This window comes from Actinomadura rupiterrae (assembly GCF_024172125.1).
GTDB classification, from domain to species: Bacteria; Actinomycetota; Actinomycetes; order Streptosporangiales; family Streptosporangiaceae; genus Spirillospora; species Spirillospora rupiterrae.
This window is the reverse complement of the sequence record NZ_JAMZEA010000006.1, coordinates 509,799-531,135: the sequence shown is the minus strand read 5'-3', so window position 1 is coordinate 531,135 and position 21,337 is coordinate 509,799. Positions and strand designations below refer to the sequence as shown.

General features: G+C 73.1%; 18 protein-coding genes. 10 read left to right on the top strand and 8 right to left on the bottom strand.

Features of this window, described 5'->3' with window-relative positions:
- Positions 1 to 117 precede the first annotated feature (117 nt).
- Positions 118 to 936: a universal stress protein gene (locus FHU30_RS23345; protein WP_253878679.1), complete on the bottom strand. Its 819-nt coding sequence runs from the start codon at positions 934 to 936 to the stop codon at positions 118 to 120.
- A gap of 188 nt (positions 937 to 1,124) precedes the next feature.
- Here FHU30_RS23345 and FHU30_RS23340 point away from each other — a divergent pair, with 188 nt between their 5' ends.
- Entirely contained in the window at positions 1,125 to 1,700 is a 576-nt protein-coding gene (locus FHU30_RS23340) for a YceI family protein (RefSeq protein ID WP_253878678.1), read from the top strand.
- A 27-nt stretch (positions 1,701 to 1,727) separates the two neighbouring features.
- On the opposite strand, the gene FHU30_RS23335 is transcribed toward FHU30_RS23340, so the two are convergent.
- Positions 1,728 to 2,642 (bottom strand): LysR family transcriptional regulator, encoded by a 915-nt coding sequence (locus FHU30_RS23335; protein WP_253878677.1) that lies wholly within the window; start codon positions 2,640 to 2,642, stop codon positions 1,728 to 1,730.
- Positions 2,643 to 2,736: 94 nt separating this feature from the next.
- Between FHU30_RS23335 and FHU30_RS23330 the strand changes: the two genes are divergently transcribed.
- Together FHU30_RS23330 and FHU30_RS23325 are read left to right on the top strand one after the other, a co-directional pair.
- Positions 2,737 to 3,858, top strand: coding sequence for a TDT family transporter (locus FHU30_RS23330; protein WP_253878676.1), 1,122 nt, complete (start codon positions 2,737 to 2,739; stop codon positions 3,856 to 3,858).
- 290 nt (positions 3,859 to 4,148) lie between these two features.
- Positions 4,149 to 6,455 (top strand): ATP-binding protein, encoded by a 2,307-nt coding sequence (locus tag FHU30_RS23325; protein ID WP_253878675.1) that lies wholly within the window; start codon positions 4,149 to 4,151, stop codon positions 6,453 to 6,455.
- Between the two features lie 104 nt (positions 6,456 to 6,559).
- On the opposite strand, the gene FHU30_RS23320 is transcribed toward FHU30_RS23325, so the two are convergent.
- Both FHU30_RS23320 and FHU30_RS23315 read right to left on the bottom strand, forming a co-directional pair.
- Positions 6,560 to 7,903, bottom strand: a complete 1,344-nt coding sequence (locus FHU30_RS23320; RefSeq protein WP_253878674.1) for a M20 metallopeptidase family protein — start codon at positions 7,901 to 7,903, stop codon at positions 6,560 to 6,562.
- Between the two features lie 77 nt (positions 7,904 to 7,980).
- Positions 7,981 to 8,748 carry a maleylpyruvate isomerase family mycothiol-dependent enzyme gene (locus tag FHU30_RS23315; RefSeq protein WP_253878673.1) on the bottom strand — a complete coding sequence of 256 codons (768 nt, stop codon included), beginning with the start codon at positions 8,746 to 8,748 and terminating at the stop codon, positions 7,981 to 7,983.
- Positions 8,749 to 8,816: 68 nt separating this feature from the next.
- Between FHU30_RS23315 and FHU30_RS23310 the strand changes: the two genes are divergently transcribed.
- The 3 genes from FHU30_RS23310 to FHU30_RS23300 all read left to right on the top strand — a co-directional run bounded on the left by FHU30_RS23310 (position 8,817) and on the right by FHU30_RS23300 (position 11,593).
- The gene (locus tag FHU30_RS23310; RefSeq protein WP_253878672.1) at positions 8,817 to 9,809 is read left to right on the top strand and encodes a MerR family transcriptional regulator; all 993 of its coding nucleotides are present in this window, start codon (positions 8,817 to 8,819) and stop codon (positions 9,807 to 9,809) included.
- 72 nt (positions 9,810 to 9,881) lie between these two features.
- Positions 9,882 to 10,994 carry an LLM class flavin-dependent oxidoreductase gene (locus FHU30_RS23305; protein ID WP_253878895.1) on the top strand — a complete coding sequence of 371 codons (1,113 nt, stop codon included), beginning with the start codon at positions 9,882 to 9,884 and terminating at the stop codon, positions 10,992 to 10,994.
- Complete coding sequence (locus tag FHU30_RS23300; RefSeq protein WP_253878671.1) at positions 10,991 to 11,593, top strand: FMN reductase; 603 nt, start codon at positions 10,991 to 10,993, stop codon at positions 11,591 to 11,593. Before FHU30_RS23305 ends, FHU30_RS23300 begins: the two co-directional genes overlap by 4 nt.
- A gap of 56 nt (positions 11,594 to 11,649) precedes the next feature.
- Here the strand turns inward: FHU30_RS23300 and FHU30_RS23295 are convergent, their stop codons facing one another.
- The 3 genes from FHU30_RS23295 to FHU30_RS23285 all read right to left on the bottom strand — a co-directional run bounded on the left by FHU30_RS23295 (position 11,650) and on the right by FHU30_RS23285 (position 14,400).
- On the bottom strand, positions 11,650 to 12,693 hold the full coding sequence (locus FHU30_RS23295; protein WP_253878670.1) for a DUF7927 domain-containing protein: 1,044 nt from the start codon (positions 12,691 to 12,693) through the stop codon (positions 11,650 to 11,652).
- A gap of 174 nt (positions 12,694 to 12,867) precedes the next feature.
- Positions 12,868 to 13,569, bottom strand: coding sequence for an SDR family oxidoreductase (locus FHU30_RS23290; RefSeq protein ID WP_253878669.1), 702 nt, complete (start codon positions 13,567 to 13,569; stop codon positions 12,868 to 12,870).
- Between the two features lie 81 nt (positions 13,570 to 13,650).
- A complete protein-coding gene (locus FHU30_RS23285) occupies positions 13,651 to 14,400 on the bottom strand; it encodes a hypothetical protein (protein WP_253878668.1) in 750 nt (249 codons plus the stop codon).
- Between the two features lie 178 nt (positions 14,401 to 14,578).
- On the opposite strand from FHU30_RS23285, the gene FHU30_RS23280 reads away from it, so the two are divergent.
- The 3 genes from FHU30_RS23280 (at position 14,579) to FHU30_RS23270 (ending at position 18,914) form a co-directional block, all read left to right on the top strand.
- Positions 14,579 to 16,297, top strand: coding sequence for an MFS transporter (locus tag FHU30_RS23280; protein ID WP_253878667.1), 1,719 nt, complete (start codon positions 14,579 to 14,581; stop codon positions 16,295 to 16,297).
- Between the two features lie 231 nt (positions 16,298 to 16,528).
- Entirely contained in the window at positions 16,529 to 16,996 is a 468-nt protein-coding gene (locus FHU30_RS23275) for an SH3 domain-containing protein (RefSeq protein WP_253878666.1), read from the top strand.
- A 355-nt stretch (positions 16,997 to 17,351) separates the two neighbouring features.
- Positions 17,352 to 18,914: an FtsW/RodA/SpoVE family cell cycle protein gene (locus tag FHU30_RS23270; protein WP_253878665.1), complete on the top strand. Its 1,563-nt coding sequence runs from the start codon at positions 17,352 to 17,354 to the stop codon at positions 18,912 to 18,914.
- A gap of 37 nt (positions 18,915 to 18,951) precedes the next feature.
- Here FHU30_RS23270 and FHU30_RS23265 read toward each other — a convergent pair whose 3' ends face one another.
- Positions 18,952 to 19,530, bottom strand: a complete 579-nt coding sequence (locus FHU30_RS23265; protein WP_253878664.1) for a TetR/AcrR family transcriptional regulator — start codon at positions 19,528 to 19,530, stop codon at positions 18,952 to 18,954.
- A 121-nt stretch (positions 19,531 to 19,651) separates the two neighbouring features.
- On the opposite strand from FHU30_RS23265, the gene FHU30_RS23260 reads away from it, so the two are divergent.
- Positions 19,652 to 21,286, top strand: coding sequence for an MDR family MFS transporter (locus tag FHU30_RS23260; protein WP_253878663.1), 1,635 nt, complete (start codon positions 19,652 to 19,654; stop codon positions 21,284 to 21,286).
- Positions 21,287 to 21,337 lie beyond the last annotated feature (51 nt).

Genomic DNA, 21,337 nt, shown 5'->3' with positions numbered 1-21,337 from the left:
GCTCCAAGGTCACGTAACGATCTCGACGGAATGTAGCGAAGGTAAATTCGGGGCCGCAAGTCGTCCGGGGTGAAACGGTCATCCTGGGCTATCCGGATCGCGGCGGCGATGACTAGTTCAGGAGTAGCCCCTCGGGAGCACCGCAACCGGGCAGGAAGCCGCCCGCAGCACCTTGAGGGCCATCTCGCCTAGGAAGACCTGGTGGGCGGACGCATCCTCAGAACTAGCCAGAACGAGTAGTTCCCCCTCGGGCCACGGGACGTCCGCCAAGGCGTCCGCCACGTCGTCGCCCTCCGCCACCTCGGCCGTCACCTGCTCGGCGGGCAGCCCGGACGACTCCTGCGCGAAGCGGATGGCCAGGGCCAGATCGTCGCGGAGCCGTCCGCGCGGCTCGTCGTCCCCGACCGCGAGCGTGATCAGCCGCAGCGGGACGTCCAGGGCGACCGCGGCCTGCGCGGTCCGCTGGACCGCCTCGTCCGCCTGGGGGCGCCGGACGTAGGACAGGGTGAGGCGGCCCAGCTTCTCGGGTGGTTCGTAGCCTGCCGGGGTGACCATGACGGCCTCGTGGGACGCGTGCAGCAGGTTGTCGGCGGCGGCGCCGATCGCGACCCGGCCGTGCGCGCCGCCCTCCGGCGAGCCGATCACGATCAGGTCCGCGCCCGTCCGGCTGGCCAGCGTGGACAGCCCGCGCCCCACCCCGCGCGCCTCCTGCGCGACGTAGTCGGCGCCGAGCCCCGGCGCGGCCTCGTCGAGCAGCTCCTCGGCCTGCTTCAGGACGGTCAGGGCCTCGCCCGCGGCGGCCGGACGGTCCGGCGGGTGGACGTGCGCGACCGTCAGCCGGCCGCCGGTGTGGGCCACCACGGCCAGGGCGAGCCGCAGCGCGTCGCGGCCGCCCGCGCCGGTCGCGTACCCGGCCAGCACATGTTGTCCGATCACGTTCCTGGTCCTTCCCGAACATCGGGAGGACATGCGGCCGGGACGGGCACGGACACGCGGCCGGGACGGGCACGGACATGCGGCCGGGACCGGTAACCGCGCAGGTGGGCGCGGTCACGTTGCGCCCCCGCCCTGGGTGTTCTGCGGTAGATTCGCGTGCGCCGCGTGAAATGTAGACATTTGGGGGAATGTTGACGCTGGATGCCATGGCGCCCGGATTGGTGGCCGGTCGCTGGACGATCGACCCCGCCCATTCCGAGATCACCTTCACCGTCCGGCACCTGATGACCACCGTGCGCGGGAGCTTCCCCGACTTCGCCGGCGAGGCGCACATCGCGGACGACCCGTTCGGCTCGTCCGCGCGCGCGGAGATCCAGCTCGCCTCCCTCGACACCCGCAACGCCGACCGGGACGCGCACGTCCGCTCCCCGGACTTCCTCGACGTCGAGCGGCACCCGCGGATGACCTTCACCTCCACCGGCGTGGAGCGCGCCACGGTCGGCCGCCGCGCCCGCACGCCCCGCTTCCACGTGGACGGCGAGCTGGCCGTCCGCGGCGTCACCCGGCCCGTCCGGCTGCTGGCCGAGTACCACGGCGTCAGCGAGGACCCGTGGGGCGGCGTCCGCGCGGGCTTCACCGCGACCACCGAGATCAGCCGCCGCGACTTCGGGATCGAGTTCAACATCCCGCTCCAGGGCGACAAGATGGTCCTCGGCGACAGCATCGCCATCCAGCTGGAGATCCAGTTCGTCCAGGCCGCCTGACCCGCCACGCGGCCCGCAACGCCCAGGCTAGGACGCTGCGGACGGGCTCCGGCAGAGGGACAGCAGGTCGCGGGCCGGGCCGGTAGGGCGGGTTCCCGCAGGCCAGACCGCCCGCAGCGGGCGCGACAGATCCAGCTCCCGCACCGGCACCTCCACCAGGCGTCCCCGCGCCAGCTCGTCGGCGACGGCCAGCTCGCTCACCACGACCGGCCCGGCGCCCGACACCGCCGACCCCTTGAGCGCCGTGGTGGACGCGAGCTGGAGCATCGGCGCGGCCGCCCCGCCGTGCGCCGCGAGCGCCCGATCGAGGACCTCGCGCGTCCCGGACCCCTCCTCGCGCAGGATCAGCGGCGTCGTGGCCAGCTCCTCCGGCGTGATCCCGGATTTGCGCCGCGCCCACGGATGCCGGGGCGCGACAACCACGACGAGACGGTCATTGGCCACGACGGCACCGCTCAGACCGGTGGGTTTGCGCGCTCCCTCCACGAACCCGAGGTCCGCTTCCCCCGCGCGCACGAGCTCGGCCACAGCGGTCGAGTTGGCCGCCCGCAAGGTCACCGCGGTGTCCGGACGCGCCTCGCGCAACGCCACCAGCCAGCCCGGCATCAGGTATTCGGCGACGGTCAGGCTGGCGACCAGGCGCAACTTGCCCTCGCGCTTCTCCCGCAGCGCCTCGACACCGGCGTCCAGCGCGTGCGCCGCGTCCACCACCTGCTGGGCCCACTCGGCGACGAGCGCGCCCGCCTCGGTCGGCCGCGACCCGCGCGGCGAGCGCTCCAGCAGCGGCATGCCGAGCTGCCGCTCCATCGACCGGATCCGCGCGGACGCGGCGGGCTGGGTCACGCCGAGCTCGCCCGCCGCGCGCCCCACGCTGCCCAGCCGGACCACCGCGAGCAGCAGCTCCAGGGCGGCCAGGTCGGGGACGCGGTGGGACAGCGGCATGATCCCATCCTAACCCCAGCCATAACCGTGGCTTATGGCCTCATAGGGCCGTGACCACTAGTGATCGTTTCCGTCGGCGGCCAGCCTGGACGTCATGGGGATCACCGTCGCACCGCCGCAGCGGATCGTGCTGGGGGAGCTGGGCCGTCCGGCCGAGGCCTTCCGGCACCTCGGGCCGAACTGGTACGCCGCCGTCATGGGCACGGCGATCATGGCGAACGGCGCCAACGCGCTGCCCGTGGACGTCCCGGGCCTGCACCAGGCCGCCGTCGCGTTCTGGGCGCTCGGGCTGGTGATGCTGCTGGCGCTGATGGCCGCCCGGGCCGTCCACTTCGTCCGGTACCGGACCGAAGCGCGCGCGATGCTGTTCGAGAACCCCGCGACCGCGGTCTTCTACGGCTGCCCGCCGATGGCGCTGCTCGCGGTCGGCGCGGGCACGCTCACGGTCGGACGGGGCGTCCTCGGCGAGCCCGCGGCCGTTACCGCCGACTGGATCCTGTGGACGGCCGGGACGGTCTACTCGCTGCTCGTCGCGTTCGGCATCCCGTACCTCATGGCCACCCGGCACGAGATCCGCCAGGGGAGCGCGAACCCGACCTGGCTGCTGCCCGTCGTCGCGCCGATGGTCGCCGCCTCGACCGGACCCGCGCTCATCCCGCACCTTCCGCACGGGCAGGCGCGCGAGACCATGCTCTACGGCTGCTACGCGATGTTCGGCGCGAGCCTGATGCTGACGATGCTGCTGCTCCCGGTCGTCTGGCACCGGATCGCGCACGACAAGCTCGCCCCGGTCACGCTCACCCCGACGCTGTTCCTGGTGCTCGGCCCGCTCGGCCAGTCCACGACGGCGGCCGGCGCGCTCGGCGGCGCGGCTCCGCTGGCCGCGCCCGAGTACGCGAGGGCGATGCACGTCTTCGGCGTCCTGTACGGGGTGCCGGTCATCGGGTTCGCGCTGGTCTGGCTGGTGCTGTGCCTCGCCGCGAACCGCCGCGCGCTCGCGTCCGGGATGCCGTTCGCGATGACCTGGTGGGCGTTCACCTTCCCCGTCGGCACGTGCGTGACCGGCGCGTCCTCGCTGGCCCGCGCGACCGGCCTGGACGCGATGACGGGGGTCGCGGTCGCTTTGTACGTCCTGCTCGCGATCGGCTGGCTGGCCGCGGGCGTCAACACCGCCAAGGGCCTGCGCACCGGACGCCTGCTCCTCCCGCCCCGCTGACCCGAACGGTCCCGCTCCGCTGGCCCGGAGGTTCCGCTCCGCTGGCCGGACGGTTCCGCTTCACTGCCCTGGACGGCCCCGCTCCGCTGGCCCGGACGGGCGGGTCCCGGTAGTCACACCGGGCGCTCGCGGGCCCCCGCGGCGCCCCCTTCACACGCCCCGACCACGGGATTCGGACGAGCCGGAACTAGGGGTGACGGAACGGTTGCATGGCGTGCCGGAGAGGGTACGATGCGACCGACGTCCCCCCATCCGTCACCGGCCGGCGCGCCGGTGGGAAGAGGCGCCCAGTGTCGCTCAGCACACTGCACCATCGGCCGGGACGCCTCCCGGCCGAGATGACCAGCTTCGTCGGCCGCCGCGAGGAACTCGCCGAGATCGACCGCCTGCTCGGCCGGTGCAGGCTGGTCACGCTCACCGGCCCGGGCGGGGTCGGCAAGACCCGGCTCGCGATCCGCGCCGCGCGCGCCGCCGGGCCCCCCGACGGGGTCTGGTTCGTCGACCTGACCGCCGCGCCCGAGCCGGGCCTGGTCGCCCGGGTCGTCGCGGACGCGCTCGGCCTGCCCGACCAGGGCGCCGAGCCGCTCGACGCGACGATCGAGTTCCTCGCGCGCCGTCCGGGGCTGCTGGTGTTCGACACCTGCGAGCACCAGATCGACCCGTGCGCGATGCTCGCCGAGACGATCCTCAGCGCCGCTCCCGACCTGCGCGTCCTCGCCACCAGCCGGCAGCCGCTCGACATCGCGGGCGAGCACACCCTGGTCGTCGCGCCGCTGCCGAGCCCGGTCCCCGGCGAGGAGGCCGCGCCCGGCGCCGACGCGGGCGCGGGCGCGGTGGCGCTGTTCACCGACCGCGCGTCCGCCGTCGTGCCCGGCTGGACCGCGGTCGGCGACGAGCGCGAGGCGGTCGCGCTGCTGTGCCGCCGCCTGGACGGCATCCCGCTGGCGATCGAGCTGGCCGCCGTGCAGGTGCGCGCGCTGTCGCCGCGGCAGATCCTGGAGCGGCTCGACAGCCGCGCGCTGGAGGTCCGCGGCCGCCGCACCTCGCTGCAGCGGCACCAGACGCTGCGCTCGGCGATCGACTGGAGCCACGAGCTGTGCTCCCCGGACGAGCGGCTGCTGTGGGCGCGGCTGTCGGTGCTCGCCGCCGACTTCGACCTGGAGACCGCCGAGCACGTCTGCGGCGACGAGCGGCTGCCCGCGGTGGCCGTGTTCGACCTGGTCTCGGGGCTGCTGGCCAAGTCCATCGTGCAGCGCGTGGAACGTGACGGCCGCGTCCGCTACCGCATGCTCGACACGCTGCGCGAATACGGCGCCGAACGGCTTGAGGAACTCGGCGAGTCCGAGCGGATGCGCGTCCGCGCGTTCGACTGGTTCGGCGAGACGCTGCGCCGCGCCGGCGACGAGCTGGGCGGGCCGCGCCAGCGGCACTGGCTGGAATGGCACGCGCGCGAGGAGAGCGCGATCCGCAGCGTCCACGAGTGGGGCCTGCGCACGCTGCCGGACGGGCCGCTCCTCGCCAGCCTCATCGCCAACGGCCGCCTGCTCTGCCTGCGCGGACGCATCGGCGAGGCGCGGCACTGGGTGCGCCGCATGCTGGACGCCCGCCCCATCGGCGACACGGCGGCCTGGGTGGAGGCGGGCGGGCTGGCGGCGCTGCTGGCGGTGTTCCAGCGCGACCTGCCTGGCGCGCGCGAGCTCGCCGCCGTCGTCGAAGAGCGGACGCCCCCGGACGGAGACCTCGGCGGGCTCGGCTACGCGCGTGCGGCGGAAGGCTGCGTCGCGCTCCAAGAAGGCGACCCGACACGCGGGTGCGCTCTGCTCGCCGAGGCCGAACGACTGCTGGCCGAGGCGCGTCCGGGCGAGGTCATCGCGTCGATCGTGCCGCTGCTGGCCGGCGTCGCGCACGCCGCGCTGGGCGAGGTCGACGCGACGCGCGACATCGCCGTCCGGATGAAGGCCGAGACCGAGCGGAACGGCAACGTGTGGGGGCACGCGTACGCGCGGGCGCTGCACTGCCTGGCGCTGCTGCTCCTGGGCTCCCCGGCGGAGGGCCTCACCGCCGGACGCGACGGGCTGCGCACGATGGCCGAGATCGACAACCGGCTCGGCCTCGCACTGTGCCTGGAGGTCGTCGCGAGCTGCCTCGCCTCGACCGAGGAGCCGAAGGGAGCGGCGGTGCTGTTCGGCGCGGCCCGGCGCCAGTACGAAGACAGCGGCGCGGTGCTTTTCGGCCCGACCTATACGGCGCTCGTCGGCGTGGTCAAGGACGGCGTCCGGGCCGAGCTCGGCGACGAGGCGTACCACGCGGCGGCCGACGAGGGCGGCCGGATGGACCTGGACACCGTCGTCGCGGAGGCGACCGGCGAGCGCCGCGCCGCCTCCGCCGACGTCCCGGCCGCGCGCTCCCGCTCCACCCTCAGCCCGCGCGAGTGGGAGATCGCCGAGCTGGTCGCGCAGGGCCTGACCAACCGCGAGATCGCCGACCGCCTCGTCATCGCCAAGCGCACCGCCGACTCGCACGTCGAGCACATCCTCGCCAAGCTCTCCGCCTCGTCCCGCGCCGAGATCGCCGCCTGGTACACCCGCAACACCTGACCGCGCCCGCGCGCGGAGGGACCAGTGGGGTTGCGGGCGTTGGATGGGCCGCTGGTTGGTTGCGGGTGTTAGGCGCGGGCCCGTCAGCCCGCGCATGTTCGTCGTCAGCCGGCGGCTAGGCGGCGGGTGGCGAGTTCGGCGTAGAGGGCGGCGCCGTCGGGGAGGACGGCGTCGTCGAAGACGGCCTCGGGGGAGTGGTTGAACGCGGCTTTCGCCGGGTCCAGGCCGGGCGGGCACGCCCCGAGCGCCACGAACGCCGACGGCACCTCGTCGCACACGAACGAGAAGTCCTCGGACGCGGGCAGCGGACGCGGCGACTCGAAGTACCGCTCCTCGCCGAACGCCTCCCGGACGGTCTCGCCGACGAACGCGGCCTCGGCCTCGCTGTTGACCGTGACCGGGTAGTCCTGCACGTACTCGACGTCCGCTTCGAGCTCGTGGGCGTCCGCTATCGCACGCACGAGCCGGACGCAGCGTTCGGCCAGTTCCTCGTGCGCGCGCCGGGAGAACGAGCGGACGGTCCCGGCGAACTTCACCTCGTCCGGGATGACGTTGTCGCTCGTGCCTGCATGGAACGTCCCGATAGTTAGCACTACCGGGTCGAACGCGTCGAAGCGGCGCGTCACGAGCGTTTGCAAGGCGTTGACCATCTCGCACGCGGCCGGGAGCGGATCGTTGGACAGGTGCGGCATCGAGCCGTGCCCGCCCCGCCCCCGGACGGTCACCCGCAACCGGTCGGCGGCCGAGAGCATCGGGCCGCCGCGCGACACGAACAGCCCGGACGGCGCGCTCGACGACAGCACGTGCAGCGCGTAGGCGGCGACCGGACGCTCCCCCGACGCGTCCAGCACGCCTTCGTCGATCATGATCCGGGCGCCGCCGAGGCCCTCCTCGCCCGGCTGGAACATGAAGACCACATTCCCGGCGAGCGCGTCGCGGCGGCCCGCGAGCAGCCGCGCCGCCCCGGCGAGCATGGTGGTGTGCAGGTCGTGCCCGCACGCGTGCATCCGCCCCGGCACCTGCGAGACCACGTCGGCGTCGCCGCGTTCGGTGACGGGCAGCGCGTCCATGTCACCGCGCAGCAGGACGGTCGGGCCGGGACGCGCGCCGCGCAGCACGGCGGTGACGGAGCTGAGGCGCTCGCCGGTGGAGACCTCCAGCGGCAGGCCGTCCAGCGCGGCGAGCACCTTCTCCTGCGTGCGCGGGAGGTCCAGGCCCAGCTCCGGCTCGCGGTGCAGGTCGCGGCGCAGGCGCACCAGCTCGTCCCGGAGGTCCGCCGCGTCCGCGCGCAATGCCGGGCCGGTGCCGGGTCGCGCTGCCGAAGCGCTGCCGGTGCCCGCTGCCGAAGCGCTGCCGGAGTCCGAGGCCGAGGGGCTGCCGGTGTCCGTTCGGGGCGGGGTGCCGGTGTCCGCGTGCGAGGGCGAGCCGGGGGCGGGGGACGGGGACATGGGCGCCTCCTGGAACCTCAGAAAACGATCTCTGGCCCCACGCTATCCCCGCGCCCCCGCCGCGCGGCGGTCGCCGGTCAGCCGAACGCGGTCAGCGACGTCCAGTGGTCGAGCAGCGCCCGGTCGCCGTCGACCTTCACGCCCGGGTCGTCCGCCGTGATCCGGCGGCTGAGCAGCAGGAACAGGTCCGCGGCCGCGGCGCTTACGGTCACGTCCGCGTCCGTGTCGTGGGCCGCCTCGGTCACGCGCGGGCCGTCCGGAGTGCGGGTGACCAGCCAGGCGGGCAGGTCAGCCTCCTCCGGACGCCACAGAAGTGTCTCGCCGGACCCGCGGAGCTGCGCGATCCTCGGGTTCATCCCGGCGACGGCCGGCGAGGCGACGAGCGCGAGCCCCTCGGCGATCCCGTCCGCGGCGAGGTCGGGGTCGATCGTCCACTCCGCGCCGACGGTGATCGCGGCGTCCGCGTGGTGGACGGTCGTGTCGTGCAGCAGCCGCCGCAGCCAGAACGCGGCGGGCACGTCCTCGCCGAGCGGGCTCCAGACCGGGCCGTCCGCCGCCTCGACCGCCGCGACCAGCCGGTCCGCGCCGCCGGACAGCCACGCCTCCCAGAGGTCGGGGCCCATACCGTCCGGGACGGACTGCGGGATCGGCTCGCGCGCGCCCGTCTCGACCAGCTCGGCCATCGCGGGCAGCGCGCCGCCGATGTGCTCGACCAGCTGGCGCAGCGTCCAGTCCGGACAGGTCGGCACGGTCGCGGCGGGGTCGCCGCCGGCTGCCTTCCGGCCGAACGCGGCGGCGTGCAGCACCAGCGCCTCGGCGAGCCTGTCCTGGGGTGGGATGTCCATGAGAAGCCTTCCTGCCGTGCCGGAACCGATACCCGTACCGTAGGAACTCCAGTCGGCTGGAGGTTCAAGTGTCTGTGACCCAGGTCACGCCGCCGGACGCGTCGCTGGGCATCGGGGAGCTGTCCCGGCGGGCCGGTGTCCCGGTGCGGACCGTCCGCTTCTACTGCGACGAGGGCCTGCTGTCGCCCGTGCGCAGCGGCGGCGGGCACCGGCGGTTCGGCCCGGACGCGGTGGAGCGGCTCCGGACCGTCCGGCGGCTGCGCGCGCTCGGCATGGGCCTGCCCGCGATCCGGTCCGTCCTGGCGGGGGAGGACGACCTCGGCGAGGCGATCGCGCGCGAGCGGGCCGCGGTGGACGCCGAGCTGGCCGCGCTCGCCTGGCGCAGCGCCGCCCTGCGCGCCGCCGAGGCGGCCAACCCGGCGGGACGCGCCGCGCGCCTCGACCTGCTCGCGGCCGTCGCCGACGGGCCCGCCGCGCACTGCGTGCTGACCGAGTTCTGGCGGAGCCTCGCCGTGGCGCTGGACCCCGGGCCCTACCTCGACTCCTTCCTGGCGATGGCCGCGCCTCCGCCGCCGTCCGAGCCGACGCCCGACCAGGTCGTGGCGTACGCCGGGCTGGTCGAGCTCGCCGGGGACCGGACGCTGCGGGCCCGGCTGCGCGCGCGGAGCGTCGCCAACACAGCGAAGGTGAAGGACGAGCCGACCCTGCTGAACGGCCTGGTCGAAGCGTGCGCGCGCACGGAACCGCTGATCCTTTCGGGGGCGCCGCCGCGCCCGGGGCCTGAGCTCGACCTGTTCGTCGCCGCGCACGCCGCCGGACGGTCCGAGCGCGACCCCCCCGGCTTCCGCGACCGGCTCGTCGAGGACCTGCGCGGTGACCAGGAGCCCCGCATGGTCCGCTACTGGACGCTCACCGAGGCCGTTACCGGCGGCCCGCACGTGATCAGCCGGGCGCACCGGTGGCTGTTCCAGGCCCTCGACCTCGACGCCCGGCCCGTCCCGGAAGCCTGGCCTGTCCCGGAAGTCTGGCCCGTGTCGGAAGGCCCTGTGGAGCGCTCCTGAGCAGGGGGTGGAATAACGCGGGCCGCCGCTCCGCTAAGGTAGTTGAACCTTCTACTAAATGGAGCCGTGATGATGCAGTTCGGGATCTTCTCGGTCGGCCAGGTCTCGACCGACCCCGCCACCGGGCGGGTGCAGAGCGAGCGCGACAAGATCCGGATGATGGTCCGGATGGCGCGCCGGGCCGAGGAGGTCGGCCTGGACGTCTTCGCGACCGGCGAGCACCACAACCCGCCGTTCGTGCCGTCGTCGCCGACCACCCTGCTCGGGTACATCGCGGCCCAGACCGAGCGGCTGGTGCTGTCCACCGCGACCACGCTGATCACCACCAACGACCCGGTGAAGATCGCCGAGGACTACGCGATGCTCCAGCACCTCGCCGAGGGCCGGGTGGACCTGATGATGGGACGCGGCAACACCGCCCCCGTCTACCCCTGGTTCGGCAAGGACATCCGCGACGGCCTCGACCTCGCGATCGAGAACTACCACCTGCTGCACCGCCTGTGGCGCGAGGACGTCGTGGACTGGAAGGGGCAGCACCGCACGCCGCTGCAGGGCTTCACCGCCACGCCGCGTCCGCTGGACGGCGTCCCGCCGTTCGTGTGGCACGGCTCCATCCGCAGCCCCGAGATCGCCGAGCAGGCGGCCTACTACGGCGACGGCTTCTTCCACAACAACATCTTCTGGCCCATGGAGCACGTCCAGCGCATGGTCGGCCTCTACCGGCGGCGCTACGAGCACTACGGCCACGGTGCCGCGGACCAGGCGATCGTCGGCCTCGGCGGCCAGGTCTACATGCGGCCCAAGGCCGAGGACGCGATCCGCGAGTTCCGGCCCTACTTCGACACGTCCTACGTGTACGCGAACGGGCCGTCCCTTGAGGAGACGATGAAGACGACGCCGCTGACCGTCGGCACGCCCGAGCAGGTCATCGAGCGGACGCTCGGCTTCCGCGACGCGATCGGCGACTACCAGCGGCAGCTGTTCACCCTGGACCTCGGCCTTCCCGAGGAGCAGGTCATGGAGCAGATCGACATCCTCGGCGAGGAGGTCGTCCCGGTGCTGCGCAAGGAGTTCGCGATCGGGCGTCCCGCGCACGTCCCGGACGCGCCGACCCACGGCTCCCTGCTCGCCGCCGCCAAGGCCGCAGGGACCGAGGCGGAGAAGAAGGAGGAGGCCGCGCGATGACCACCCGCAGCCTGGCGGTCGTCTCGGCCGGCCTGCGCGAGCCGTCCTCGACCAGGATGCTCGCCGACCGGCTGGCCCAGGCGACCGCCGAGGCCCTGCGCGAGCGGGGCGACGAGGCGGTCGTGGAGGTCGTGGAGCTGCGCGTCCTCGGCCACGACCTGGTGAACAACCTGATCAGCGGGTTCCCGGCCGGGGAGCTGAAGGGCGCCGTCGAGGCGGTCTCCGGCGCGGACGGCCTGATCGCCGTGACCCCGGTGTTCCAGGCGTCCTACAGCGGCCTGTTCAAGACGTTCTTCGACGTCCTGGACAAGGACGCGATCGAGGACACGCCGACGCTGCTCGGCGCGACCGGCGGGACGCCCCGGCACTCGCTCGCGATCGACTTCGCCATGCGCCCGCTGTTCGCCTACCTGCGCGCCGCGACCCAGCCGACCGTCGTGTACGCGGCGACCGAGGACTGGGGGAGCGGCGAGCTCGCCGACCGCATCGGCAAGGCCGGGCGGGAACTGGCCGGCACGATCACCGGACGCGTCCCCGCCGCCAAGCCCGATCCGTTCGACGAGCCCGTCCCGTTCGAGAGCCTGCTCTTCAAGGAGTAGGCGCGGCGCCGGGTCAGTGGTCCCGCTCCTCCACGTCAGTGTCCCGGTCCTCCACGTCAGTGGTGCTGGTCCTTCACCCGTCCGCGGGGCAGCTTGTAGACGGTGACCTTGCAGCGGTCCTCGACCGGCCACCGCTGGCAGTTGCTGTAGGGCGCGGTGACGTAGTCGAGCAGCTTGCCCGGCTTGCCGTTCTTCATCGCGGTCACCGTGTAGGTGACCGTGACGGAGGCCCCGGGCGCGAGGCTCCCCTGCCACTTCAGTTCCGGTCGGCTGTAGGCGACCGTACCGGCGGTGGCCTTGGCGTCCTTGCCGTAGCGCGCGCCGGTCAGCTCGCGGGCGAGGTCGTCGCTGAACGCCGCGTTCGGCACCGCCACCTGGCCCACGTTGCTGATCACGACCTTGTACCGGACGCGCCCGCCCTGGCGCACGGACGCCCGGTCGGCGGTCTTGACGACCTGGAGCTTCGGCGGACGGGCCTGGAGCCGGACCGCCACGTCCGACGACCGGACGCGCAGGGACAGCTCGGCCGCGCGCGCCGCGAACCGGTCGGTGTAGACGTCCCGGCCGCGCGCGCCCGGCGTGCTCAGCGTCACCGTGTGCGTCAGGGTCGCCCGGGACGGCAGCGGCCGCCCCGACACGATCCGGAACGCGGTCGCCTCCGCGTACGCGCGCGGGCAGCCGGGCCGCTTGAACTCGTGCGGGAAGCACCAGCGCGTCTCCGACCGCCTCCGCGGCCGCGGCGCGCCCGTGCCGTCGCCGGGATCGGCGCTGAGCGCCCGCGCGTCCGCGCGGGTGTAGGTGATCACGTCGCCGGGGTGCGGCGGGACCGGCCCGACCAGCCTGCGGGTCCCGTGGAAGCTCGTCGGCGGGGTGCGCCCGTCGCCCCGGAACGGCAGGACGTCGATCACGTCGAGCCGGGGCAGCGGGCGTCCCGTGGCGTTGGTCTCCGAGAGGCGCCACACCACCGGCTCGCCGACCGGGACGACCGGACGCGGCGCGGAGAGTTTCACCTCCAGCCCTGCGGGCACGTCACGTCCGCCGACGTCCGACGCGCTCGGGTAGGCGTCCCCCGGGACGGCGGACATCAGTCCGAGGATCATTAACAGCACTGCACACAACAGCAGCCGACGCATTGCTCTCCCGTCAACGACGCAACGGCGGACTGAACACACTGCGTCAATGATCCAAAGGCGGAGCGTCACGATCTGTAGTCGCGCGGTCAGACCCTGCTCACCGGAAGATCTGCGTCGGCTGCCGTTTCCGAAGGCCGGGCGCTAGTTGGCCTGCCCGATCGGACGGACGACCAGCGTGTTCACGTCCACTCCGTAGGGCTGGGCCACCGCCCACACGATGGCCCGCCCGATGTCCTCGGAGGTGAGCATGTGCGGGTAGTCGGGCGTGCCGACGTGGTCCCAGAACTCCGACTCGGTCGCGCCCGGCGCGATCAGCGTGACGCCCACGCCGTCGGACGACACCAGCCGGCGGGTGTTCTCCGCCAGGCCCGTCATCGCCCACTTCGTCGCGCCGTAGAAGTTGCCGGGCGTGGGCACGAACCCCGCGACGCTGCCGACGATCACGATCCGGCCCTTGGCCTCGGTCAGCGCGGGCAGCGCCGCCCGGATCAGGTACGCCGGGCCGAGCACGTTGGTCAGCACCATCTCGCGCATGTCGTCGGGGTCGGAGTCCGCCACGGAACGGCCCTTGGCGTGGCCCGCGTTCGCGACGACGGCGTCCAGCCTGCCGAACCGGTCGATCGTCGCCCGGACGGCCTCCTCGACGTGCCCGTAGTCGGCCGCGTCGCCCGCGATCGTGAGCAGGCCCTCGGGTTCGCCGAGCTCCTTGGCCACCTGGTCGAGGCGGTCCTGCCGGCGGCCGGTGATGGCGACCTTCCGTCCGGACGCGAGCAGCTCCTTGGCGGTGGCCGCACCGATTCCGGTGCCGCCACCGGTGATGAGGGTGACGTGAGATTCGGTCATGTACAAATCCCATCACCTGGAGCGCGCTCCAGGTCAACCGGGCTGTGCGCAGGCGCGGTCGGCGGCCGGCGGGCGCCTGGACTAACCGGCGATCGGGGTGCCGGGGCGGTCGGGAAGCGGGACGGGTGAGGCGAGCAGTAGATCGTCCGCGACCACCACCGGCCACAGCACGTCCCGCCGGATCGCCTCGCCTGTTGGCTCTCCCGGCGCTCCCGGGGCGGACGGTTGGCTCGGTATGCCGTTGCCTGCGGTCGGGGCGTCGCCCGTGCGGACGAAGACGCCGCCGTCCAGCGCGACGATCAGGTGCGGGACGAGCAGCGAGCGGCGCAGCGCCTCGTCCGGGCCGAGCGAGTGCGGCCAGTCGGTGACGTTCCGGACCTCCACGATCAGCCGCGTCACTCCGCCGCCCTCGCCGCCGGACGCGCGCGTGCGCATGAGGACGTGGATGGGCCAGCGGCTGCGGACGACGCGTCCGCGCAGGAGCGGCTCGACCATCCGCCGCGCCGGGACGACCCGGGCCAGGGTGCGTTCCGCGGCGAGCAGGTCGGCGAGCGCGTACTCCGGATCGAGCTCCTCGGGGACGGCCTCGTCCCCGGCGTGCAGGGCGACGCCGCTGCCGTCCGGGACGCCGTCCGGCTCGACCCGGCGGGCCTGGACGTGCAGGAACCGCAGCCGCATCCGGACGCGCGCGGACGGTCCGGCGCGCAGCGCGCAGTCCGCGCGGACGCGGGACGCGGCGCCGGGCCCGGGCGGGGCGAGGACGCGGCGCGGGCGGCCCGCCGCGAGCAGGACGGCGTCGGCCAGATCCCGGGCGAGGGCGACGTCGGTCACGGGGTGCGCCTCCTTCGCGGCCTTCCTACCCGGACGTGACGGATGCCACCCTTTCGACGTAGGTTAGTTAGCGTAAGAAACTATCTGGTCGCGCCCGTCCCCGCTCTCACGCCGGTTCCGTCCCCCGTCTCCGTCTCACGCCGGTTCCGTCTCCCGTCCCCGTCCCGGAGGTCTCGCGTTGGGCACCGCCGCCCGCACGTCCAGCCGCTACTCGTGGATCGCGCTGAGCAACACCACGCTCGGCATGCTGCTGGCCACGGTCAACTCGTCCATCGTCATCATCTCGCTGCCCGCGATCTTCCGCGGGATCCACCTGGACCCGCTCCAGCCGGGCAACGTCAGCTACCTGCTGTGGATCCTGATGGGCTACATGCTCGTGTCGGCCGTCCTGGTCGTGACGCTCGGCCGGCTCGGCGACCTGTTCGGCCGCGTCCGGATGTACAACGCCGGGTTCGCGGTGTTCACGGTCGGCACGCTCGTGCTCGCGCTCGACCCGTTCCAGGGCGGCGGGGGAGCGGTCTGGCTGATCGGCTGGCGGATCTTCCAGGGCGTCGGCGGCGCGATGCTGATGGCCAACTCCGCCGCCATCCTCACCGACGCGTTCCCGGCCGGCCGGCGCGGCATGGCGATGGGCGTCAACCAGGTCGCCGGCATCGCCGGGAGCTTCCTCGGCCTGGTCGCGGGCGGCCTGCTCAGCGAGGTGAACTGGCGGCTGGTGTTCTTCGCGTCCGCGCCGATCGGTGTCCTCGGGACGGTCTGGGCCTACCGCAGCCTGGTCGAGACCCGGACCCGCGCCACGAGGATCAGCATCGACTGGCTCGGCAACCTCACCTTCGCGGCCGGGCTGACCGCGCTGCTCGCCGCCATCACCTACGGCATCCAGCCCTACGGCGGCCACGTCATGGGCTGGACGAACCCGTGGGTGCTCGCCGGGATCATCGGCGGGATCGCGCTGCTCGGCGCGTTCTGCGCGGTCGAGACGCGGGTCGCCGAGCCGATGTTCCGGCTCGGGCTGTTCCGGATCCGCGCGTTCGCCGCGGGCAACGCCGCCGGGCTGCTCGCCGCGGTCTCGCGCGGCGGCATGCAGTTCATGCTGATCATCTGGCTGCAGGGCATCTGGCTGCCGCTGCACGGCTACGACTACGCCGACACCCCGCTGTGGGCCGGGATCTACCTGCTCCCGCTGACCCTCGGGTTCCTGGTCGCCGGGCCGCTGTCGGGGCACCTGTCGGACCGGCACGGCGCGCGGGCGTTCGCGTCCGGCGGGCTGCTGCTGTCCGGGGCCGGGTTCGCGGGGCTGCTGCTGATCCCGACCGACTTCCCGTACTGGCTGTTCGCGCTGCTGATCTTCCTGAGCGGGCTCGGCTCCGGGCTGTTCGCCGCGCCCAACACCACCGCGATCATGAACTCGGTCCCGGCGGACCAGCGCGGCGTGGCGTCCGGGATGCGCGCCACCTTCATGAACGCCGGGATGGTGCTGTCGATCGGGGTGTTCTTCTCGCTGATGATCGCGGGGCTGGCGGACCGGCTGCCGGGCACGCTGTCCGGCGGGCTCACCGCGCACGGCGTCCCGCCGTCGGCCGCGGACCACGTGGCGAGCCTGCCGCCGGTCGGCACGCTGTTCGCCGCGTTCCTCGGCTACAACCCGATCGGCAGCCTGCTCGGGCAGGGCGGCGTGCTCGCCGGCCTGCCGCCCAAGGACGCCGCCGAGCTGACCGGGCGCTCCTACTTCCCGCACCTCATCGCCGGACCGTTCCACCACGGGCTGGTGATCGTGTTCTCGCTCGCCATCGCGATGTCGGTCGTCGCGGCGGTCGCCTCGCTGCTGCGCGGGAGCCGGTTCGTCCACGAGGAGCACGCCGAGCCGACCGCCCGCACCACCACCCGAGTGCACTGAGCTGCGGTGATGCGGGTTCGCGAGCGGCTGGCGACACGGTGAGTGACGCATGCCCCCGGCGGTTCGGACGCGTCCGCCGGGGGCTTATCTACCTGCCGAAATACCACTCTCTGTGGCGCTACATATCCCCCGGGTGACCTTCGGCTTCCTTGAGGCCCCACCCGGCCCGTGCTGCACTTGGTCAACTCGCTAGGCGAACCGACTTGGCGCACGAGCACGCGGGGGGTTCCCATGACGACCTGGCAGGCCGCCGCCGTGGCCGTCCCTCTGATCACGTTCTCGATGGTGGCCCCGGGACACGAGGACGCCCACACGACCGCCCGGACCGTCCCATCGCGAACCTGCCACTACCGCGTCGTGGGCAGCGCGCAGCGGGGGAGCATACCGAAGCCCCGATCCGCGCCCAACAGCATGCCGAAGCCCCGATCCGCGCCCAACAGCATGCCGAAGGCCCGATCCGGGGACCGCGGTATGGCGAAGGTCCGGACCGCTCCCGCTGGTATGGCGAAGGTTCGGTCCGGGCCCGGCGGTATGGCGAAGGTTCGGTCTGGGCCCGGTGTGCGGTACCGCGTGGTGGCCCGGCTGCGTCCCGGCGCGCGGGTGGACGGTGCGTGCGCCTCCCGGCACGGCTGGGTCCGGCTGGCCTTCACCGGCGGCCGCCACGGCTGGACGGCCCGCCCCCGCCTGGCGCGCCGATGACCCGTCCGGCCGACCGGGATGGTGGGACCGGTCGGCCGGACGGCGCGGGTGGCCCGCGTCCGTGACCCCGGCCCCGGAGGACGGATCGGGTGGTCCTCCGGGGCCGGGGCCGCTCAGCGGCCGCCCCGGACCGCGCCGCCTAAGGCGCGCGGGGCGGCCGACCGTCCGGGCCCGGTCACGAGGGGTCCGGACGGTGGTTCCGCGCCGGGGCCGGCGGCGCGGCGCGGACGCCGATGCTCAGGGGCCGGCGTCCGCGGCGCGCCGCACCCCGAATGCGTCCATCCTATTTATTCGTTGCGCAACTGTGCAAACATCTGGGGGTGCGTCCTCCCCGATCCGCCTCCGAGGCGACCGCGTGACCGCGCCCGGCGGCGCGCCGCCGCCGTTCCGCTTCCCCGGCCCGCGCCGCGCCGCGTCCCTGGCGCTGCTGGTCTTCGCGCTGGTCGTGACCGTCACCGCGTTCGCCCAGATCGGGCTCGCCCGGGACGGCAGGCTGCCCAGCTCGCTGTTCGGCTACGGCGCGGCGATCGTCGCGCTGTCCCTGGTCGCCTACGGCGTGGTCTGGCGCTGGGCCCCGCACGCCGACCCGCTGCTCGTCCCGTGCGCGATGCTGCTCAACGGCATCGGCCTGGCGGTCATCTACCGGATCGACCAGACCACCGCCGCCGACTACCTCCAGGGCAGGCTCCAGTACGAGCACGACCATCCCGGCGGCCACTACGTCCCGTACGGGGCGGGCGCGAACGTCGCGGGCCAGCTCCTCTGGACGGCCCTCTCGCTCGGCCTGTTCGCCGTGTTCGTCCTGCTCCTGCGCGACCCGCGGACGCTGCGCCGCTACCACTACACGCTGGGCCTCGCGGGGCTGCTTTTCCTGGTGCTGCCGATCGTCCCGGGCATCGGGGCGAACATCAACGGCGCGCGGGTGTGGATCAGGCTCGGCCCGTTCTCGGTGCAGCCCGCCGAGTTCTCCAAGCTCGCGCTGATCACCCTGTTCGCGGGCTACCTGGCCAAGAACGGCCAGGCGATGGCCGTGACCGGGCGCAAGGTCGGCCCGGTCGCGCTGCCGCGCGCCCGGCACCTGATGCCGATCGTGGTGATCTGGCTGGTCAGCATCGGGGTGCTGCTGATCCAGAACGACTTCGGCTTCCAGCTGCTGTTCTTCGGGCTGCTGGTCTGCATGCTCTACCTCGGCACCGGACGCGGCGGGTACGTCCTCATCGGCGTCCTGCTGTTCGCGGTCGGCTCGCTGTCGGTCTACTACCTCGGCGTCGCCGTGCACGGCCCGCTGGAGCACCTGGTGCAGCGGGTCGAGATCTGGAAGGACCCCGGGCCCTACTTCAACGGCGGCTGCCAGCTCAGGAACGGCCACATCCTGCGCGAGTTCGGCGTCGGGCACGCGCACCCGATCGCGGACTGCCGCGCGATGGGCGGCCAGTACTCCGACAGCTCGCAACTCGAACAGGGCCTGTTCGCGATGGGCCAGGGCGGGATGCTCGGCACGGGCCTCGGCCAGGGCCGCCCGTTCCTGACACCGCTGGCGTTCAGCGACGAGATCTTCACCTCGCTCGGCGAGGAGCTCGGCCTCACCGGCGCGATGGCCGTGCTGACCGTCTACCTGCTGCTGGTGCAGCGCGGCTTCCGGATCGCGGTCGCCGCCAAGGACGCCTTCAACCGGCTGCTCGCGGGCGGCGTCGCGTTCGTCTTCGCGCTCCAGCTGTTCGTCATCGTCGGCGGTGTCACCGGCCTCATCCCGTTCGCGGGCATCACCACGCCGTTCATGACGCAGGGCGGCTCGTCCCTGATGGCGAACTGGATCCTGATCGCCGTCCTGGTCCGGATCAGCGACAGCGTCCGGCGCCCGCCCCCGCAGGCCATCCAGGACGAGGGCATGACCCAGATCGTCAGCCTCCGCCAGTGAGGACGCTCAGGTCGTCGGCCTCCGCTCCTAAGCGGTTTCAGTTCGCGGACTTCTCGTTGTTCGGACGCCCGCTGAGCAGTTCCTTGGCGATCTGCAGGGCGGCCTCGTGGCGCTGGTCGTCGGAGATGTCCATGTCGCCCATCAGGAACACGCTCATGTGCAGGGACATGATGGACAGCCGGGCGCGGAGCTGGTCGGCGACCGGGTCCTGCTCGTTCCCCAGCACGCGGGCGAGGCGGCGGAACCGCTCGCGCGCCTCCTCGCCGGGCTTGAGGTCGCGGATCTCCTGCTGGTTCTGGGACATGAAGCGCATCAGGTCGCCGGCCGGCCCGCGGACGATCTCGGCGTAGCGGTCCAGGATCTCCACCCGGCGGGCCTGCGTCATCGGCTCGGACGCCGCCCAGGCCAGCAGCTCGTCCACCTTCTCGCCGACCTCGGCGAACAGGCTGGAGACGATGTCCTCCTTGGTCTTGAAGTGGTAGTAGAGGGCGGCCTTGGTCACCCCGAGCCGCTCGGCGATCTCGCGCAGCGAGGTCTTCTCGTACCCCTGCTCGGCGAACAGCTCCAGGGCGACCTTGCGGATCTGCTCCCGGGTGTCGCCTCGTCGTCCGCCCATGATCTCTCCAATACCCCAAACTTACTTGACGACCGGCTAGTTGAGAGCTTACCGTACGACAGGTAAGCAAACTAGCCGGACGGCAAGTAAGTGAGAATCCGTCCTCCAGGGGAGACTAGCGATGTCGCAGGCAGCAAACGGGCAGGCCGCGCCGCCCGCCGCGGGCGGGCCGGGAGCGGCCCCGGCGGCGGGGACCGCCGGGGAGAGCGGTGCCAACAGCCAGCGCCAGATCTACATCGGCATCTTCGGGCTCATGCTCGGCATGTTCCTGGCGATGCTGGACAACCTGATCGTCGGCACCGCGCTGCCGACCATCGTCGGTGACCTCGGCGGGCTCGCCCACCTCTCGTGGGTCGTCACCGCCTACGCGCTGGCGGCCGCGGCCGCGACCCCGATCTGGGGCAAGCTCGGCGACCTGTACGGCCGCAAGGGCATGTTCATGTCGTCCATCGTGCTGTTCCTGGCCGGCTCGATGCTGTCCGGCCTCGCGCAGAACATGAACGAGCTGATCGGGTTCCGCGCGCTGCAGGGGCTCGGCGCGGGCGGCCTGATGGTCGGCGCGATGGCGATCATCGGCGACCTGGTCCCGCCGCGCGAGCGCGGCAAGTTCCAGGGCATGATCGGCGGCATGATGCCGGTCGCGTTCGTCGGCGGCCCGCTGCTCGGCGGCTTCCTCACCGACCACTTCAGCTGGCGCTGGGCCTTCTACGTGAACGTCCCGATCGGCGCGGTCGCCCTGCTGGTCACCGGCTTCGGCATGCACCTGCACTCGCGCCGCCTCAAGGCCAAGATCGACTTCATCGGCGCGGCCCTGCTGACCATCGGCGTCGTCTGCATCACCCTGGTCGCCAGCTGGGGCGGCAGCGAGTACCCCTGGGCCTCGGTCCAGATCATCGCGCTCGGCGTCGTCGGCGTCGTCGCCCTGGTCGCGTTCGTGTTCGCCGAGAACCGCGTCCCCGAGCCGATCCTGCCGATGCGCCTGTTCCGCAGCCGCAACTTCACCGCCGCGCAGATCCTCAGCTTCCTGGTCGGCGCCGCGATGTTCGGCGCGGTGAACTTCCTGCCGCAGTACATGCAGAACGTCCAGGGCGCGTCCCCGACCAACAGCGGCCTGCTGCTGCTCCCGCTGATGTTCGGCATGCTCGTGGTGATGCTGACCACCGGCCAGCTCATCACCCGCAACGGCCGCTACCGCATCTACCCGATCATCGGCGGCGCCGTCCTCACCGGCGGCATGCTCGTCCTGCTCATGCTGACCGTCCACACCTCCACCGCGACCAGCTCCATGCTGACCCTGGGCGTCGGCCTGGGCATGGGCTTCATCATGCAGATCAGCATGCTGGTCACGCAGAACAGCGTCGAGCTGCGCGACATGGGCGCGGCCAGCGGCGCGGTCACCCTCTTCCGCACCATCGGCGGCTCCCTGGGCGTCGCGCTCCTCGGCTCGATCTACACCCACCGCCTGGAGAGCGTCGCGTCCGACCAGCTCGGCGCGGCGGCCGGCCACCGCATCGCCTCCGGCGGCGCCCACATCACCCCGGCCATGCTGCACACCCTCCCGGCGAACATCCGCAACGCCTTCGAGGCCGGCGTCACCAGCGGCCTCCACGGCGTCGCCATCGGCGGCGCCATCCTCGCCGCCCTCGCCTTCGTCACCGCCTGGTTCATCAAGGAGGTCCCCCTCCGCGGCTCCGCCCCCAAGGACAAGGCCCCCGCCGCCGAGACCCAGCCGACCGACACCGTCCCCGCCCACTGACCCCTACCCCTCGCGGGCCCGTTCCCCCCCCGGAACGGGCCCGCCCCCGTG

Coding starts and splice junctions, on each gene's coding strand:
- FHU30_RS23340 (WP_253878678.1), top strand. CDS start 1,125: ATGTTGACGCTGGATGCCATGGCGCCCGGATTGGTGGCCGGTCGCTGG.
- FHU30_RS23335 (WP_253878677.1), bottom strand. CDS start 2,642: ATGCCGCTGTCCCACCGCGTCCCCGACCTGGCCGCCCTGGAGCTGCTG.
- FHU30_RS23330 (WP_253878676.1), top strand. CDS start 2,737: ATGGGGATCACCGTCGCACCGCCGCAGCGGATCGTGCTGGGGGAGCTG.
- FHU30_RS23320 (WP_253878674.1), bottom strand. CDS start 7,903: ATGTCCCCGTCCCCCGCCCCCGGCTCGCCCTCGCACGCGGACACCGGC.
- FHU30_RS23315 (WP_253878673.1), bottom strand. CDS start 8,748: ATGGACATCCCACCCCAGGACAGGCTCGCCGAGGCGCTGGTGCTGCAC.
- FHU30_RS23305 (WP_253878895.1), top strand. CDS start 9,882: ATGCAGTTCGGGATCTTCTCGGTCGGCCAGGTCTCGACCGACCCCGCC.
- FHU30_RS23300 (WP_253878671.1), top strand. CDS start 10,991: ATGACCACCCGCAGCCTGGCGGTCGTCTCGGCCGGCCTGCGCGAGCCG.
- FHU30_RS23295 (WP_253878670.1), bottom strand. CDS start 12,693: ATGATCCTCGGACTGATGTCCGCCGTCCCGGGGGACGCCTACCCGAGC.
- FHU30_RS23290 (WP_253878669.1), bottom strand. CDS start 13,569: ATGACCGAATCTCACGTCACCCTCATCACCGGTGGCGGCACCGGAATC.
- FHU30_RS23275 (WP_253878666.1), top strand. CDS start 16,529: ATGACGACCTGGCAGGCCGCCGCCGTGGCCGTCCCTCTGATCACGTTC.
- FHU30_RS23265 (WP_253878664.1), bottom strand. CDS start 19,530: ATGGGCGGACGACGAGGCGACACCCGGGAGCAGATCCGCAAGGTCGCC.
- FHU30_RS23260 (WP_253878663.1), top strand. CDS start 19,652: ATGTCGCAGGCAGCAAACGGGCAGGCCGCGCCGCCCGCCGCGGGCGGG.